Source organism: Nocardioides sp. (assembly GCF_036401255.1).
Taxonomy (GTDB): Bacteria; Actinomycetota; Actinomycetes; order Propionibacteriales; family Nocardioidaceae; genus Nocardioides.
The window spans coordinates 1-3,256 of record NZ_DASWVI010000484.1 but is presented as its reverse complement, the minus strand read 5'-3'; the positions used below and the strand labels follow the sequence as shown (position 1 = coordinate 3,256).

At 71.8% G+C, this 3,256-nt stretch carries 3 protein-coding genes and 1 pseudogene; all 4 read right to left on the bottom strand.

The window, feature by feature from the left end:
* On the bottom strand, positions 1–744 hold a 744-nt coding region (rsmA, locus tag VGD85_RS22420; protein ID WP_331065650.1), incomplete at its 3' end, for a 16S rRNA (adenine(1518)-N(6)/adenine(1519)-N(6))-dimethyltransferase RsmA.
* 54 nt (positions 745–798) lie between these two features.
* A complete protein-coding gene (locus VGD85_RS22415; protein WP_331065649.1) occupies positions 799–1,962 on the bottom strand; it encodes a transglycosylase family protein in 1,164 nt (387 codons plus the stop codon).
* 292 nt (positions 1,963–2,254) lie between these two features.
* Positions 2,255–3,073 (bottom strand): TatD family hydrolase, encoded by an 819-nt coding sequence (locus VGD85_RS22410; protein ID WP_331065648.1) that lies wholly within the window; start codon positions 3,071–3,073, stop codon positions 2,255–2,257.
* Positions 3,070–3,256, bottom strand: a pseudogene (locus VGD85_RS22405) (alpha/beta hydrolase); the annotation flags it as partial. The pseudogene VGD85_RS22405 and the gene VGD85_RS22410, both read right to left, overlap by 4 nt.

Below are 3,256 nucleotides of genomic sequence, written 5' to 3'. Positions count from 1 at the left end.
GAGCGAGCGCAGCACGCCGCGCAGCGCCTTGCGCCGCTGCGCGAACGCCGCGTCCACGACCGCGAACACCTGATCGCGCGTGGCGGTCGTCGACGGCGGCTCCCGCCGGGTCCAGGCGACCAGCCCGGAGTCGACGTTGGGCGCGGGCCAGAAGACGTTGCGGCCGATCGCCCCCGCCCGGCGTACGTCGGCGAACCAGGCGGCCTTGACCGACGGGACGCCGTACACCTTCGAGCCGGGCGCGGCCGCGAGCCGGTCGGCGACCTCGGACTGCACCATCACCAGCCCCCGCTCGAGCGAGGGCAGCAGCGTCAGCAGGTGCAGCAGCACCGGCACGGAGACGTTGTAGGGCAGGTTCGCGACCAGCGCGGTCGGCGGCGGCCCGGGCACGGCATCGACGCGCATGGCGTCGGCGAGGACGACCTCGAACCGGTCGGCCTGCCCGGGGGCGTACGCCGCGATCGTCTCCGGCAGCCGGCCGGCCAGCACCTCGTCGACCTCGATCGCGACCACGCGGCCGGCGACCGCGAGCAGTGCGAGCGTCAACGAGCCCAGACCGGGGCCGACCTCGACGACGACGTCGTGCGGGCCGATGCCGGACTCGCGGACGATCCGGCGCACCGTGTTGGCGTCGATGACGAAGTTCTGCCCACGTTGCTTGGTCGGGCGGAGGTCGAGCTCGGCGGCGAGCGTTCGCACGTCCGCCGGTCCGAGGAGCCTCGGACCGGCGGAGGTGTCAGACATGGGCGCCAGCGTAGTCAGCGCGGCACCGCTCCCGTCGCGGCGGGCACCGTGACGTCAGCGGGGCAGGCCGAGCGCGGCGGCGCAGCCCGGCCAGGCGCCGTACCCACCGGAGGCGTTGCGCACCTTGGTGGCGATGGCGATCTGGGTCTCCCGGCTGGCGTTGCTCGGCAGGCCGGAGCCGCCGTACGCCTGCCAGGTGCCGAGGTTGAACTGCAGGCCGCCGTAGTAACCGTTGCCGGTGTTGATCGCCCAGTTGCCGCCGGACTCGCACTGGGCGAGCCGGTCCCAGACACTGTTGCCGGAGGCGAAGTTGGCCACCGGAGCCTTGGTGCCGACCTTGACGATCTCGTCGACGGGCTGGCGCAGCACCTTCTGGCTGACGACCTTGCGCACGGCCACCTCGCCGTTGCGGTAGACGATCCGGTAGGTCACGTCGCGCAGGCCGGTCCTGCCGGAGCGGACCACGTCGGTCTCGCCCTGGACCATCGAGCCGTCCTCCTGCTCGACGGTGCCGAAGTCGATGACCTCGCCGTCGACCTTCTTGGTGACCACCTTGATGTTGGTGAACACCAGCCGGTCGCCGTCGCGGACCAGGTGCTCGGGCGCGGGCTTGGTCTCGTCGTGCTTGCCGACCTTGACGCCGAGCTCGTCGAGGGCGTCCTCGACCGTGAGCGCGGTGACCGTCCGCTTGACCGGCTTGTGGTTGCCGATCTTGACCTTCAGCACCTTGGGGGTCACCACCGAGAGGCTCATGCCCTCCCGGTCGATCGACCCGCCCCGGCTCACGGAGAGCTCGGCACCGGTGTAGTCGCGGCCGAGCTCGTCGAGCGCGCGCGAGACGGTGGTCGCGGTGACCCAGTAGGTGTGCTTCTTGCCGTCGACGCTCAGCTCGAGCGGTCGGGCGAAGCGCACCGAGATCTTGCTGCCGTCCTCGATCTTCTCGTCGACGCTCGGGGCGACGACGTCGCGGGCGGAGACCTCGACGCCCTCCGACTCCAGCACGTCGCCGACGGTCCCGCCGAAGGCGGTGACCTCGTGCGACTGCCCGTCGAGCGACAGGGTCACGGTCTTGCTCAGGGCGCTGTAGCCCCAGGTGCTCCCCGCGATCGCGAGGACGACGACCGCCGCGAGGGCGATCATCAGCGGCCTGCTGCCGGCGGCGCGGCTCAGCAGACCGCGGTCGTGATGCTGCTCATTGCTGTGCTCACTGGTGGGCACGATTCTCCGAACGTCGTACGTCCCGGTCCTCGGGGACCAGTGCGCCCCGACGTGTTCCCCACTCGCACTGGTCTGGTGTCCTTGCAGTCCCGATCCCGGCCTTCTCGCGGTCCAGACGAACAGCCAACGTGCCAGAAATGCAAACCGAGCGGGCCGAAATCTGTGGATCGTGAGCAGGATCTCGACGGCAAATTCCGCGTACGCGACCCCCTCGGGCCCTCCCGAAAGCCACGCTGACCTGCGCAAACGCGACCGCTGGCCCTCGCGAACCGGACCAGACCGGTCGCCGTGGCTACCAGCTGCCGCCGAAGGCGGTCTCGGTGTTGGCCTCGACCGTCGCACACAGTTCCCCGAGGTCCTCGTCTCGGACCTCCGCCATCGTGCGCATCGTCAGCGGCACCAGGTAGGACGCGTTCGCACGGCCGCGGTACGGCGTGGGGGTGAGGTACGGCGCATCGGTCTCGACCAGGACCCGGTCGGCCGGGGCGATCGCGAGCGCCTCGCGCAGCGGCCGGGCGTTCTTGAACGTGACCGTCCCGGCGAAGGAGAGGTAGGCGCCGCGGTCGAGGCACCGGCGCGCGAAGCCGGCGTCGCCGGAGAAGCAGTGCATCACCCAGCGCTCCGGCGCACCCTCGGCGTCGAGGACGTCGAGCACGGCGTCGTGGGCGTCGCGGTCGTGGATCACCAGGGTCTTGTCGAGCCGCTTCGCGAGGTCGATGTGCCGGCGGAACGCCTCGACCTGCACGACCCGGCCCTCCTCGCCGGTGCGGAAGTGGTCGAGCCCGGTCTCGCCGACCGCCCGCACCTTCGCATGCGCGCCGGCCAGCCGCTCGATCTCCGCCATCGCGGCGTCGAGGTCGGGCAGCCGCGGCGCCTCGTTGGGGTGCAGCGCGACGCCGGCGACCAGCGCGTCGTACGTCGCGGCCGCCTCGACCGCCCAGCGCGCGCTCGGCAGGTCGCAGCCGATCTGGACGATCCGGGTGACGCCGACGGCCCGCGCCGCTTCGATGGCGTCCTCGGCGCGGAACCACCGATCGCCGTCGGCGATGTCGAGGTGGCAGTGGTTGTCGACGACGGGGTACGGCAGTGGCTCGGGCGCGGGAGGCCTCATGCACCGACCTCGGAGGCCAGCACGCGCTCGATGATCGCGGCGGCGCAGTCGTCGGACGCCTGGGTGGGGATCCAGTGGCTGACGCCGCTGAGCTCGAGGAACTGGTACGGCGCGTCGACCCACTCGCGGGTCGCCTCCGCGCCGGCGCGGGTGATCGCGATGTCGCGGTCGCTCCACAGGAAC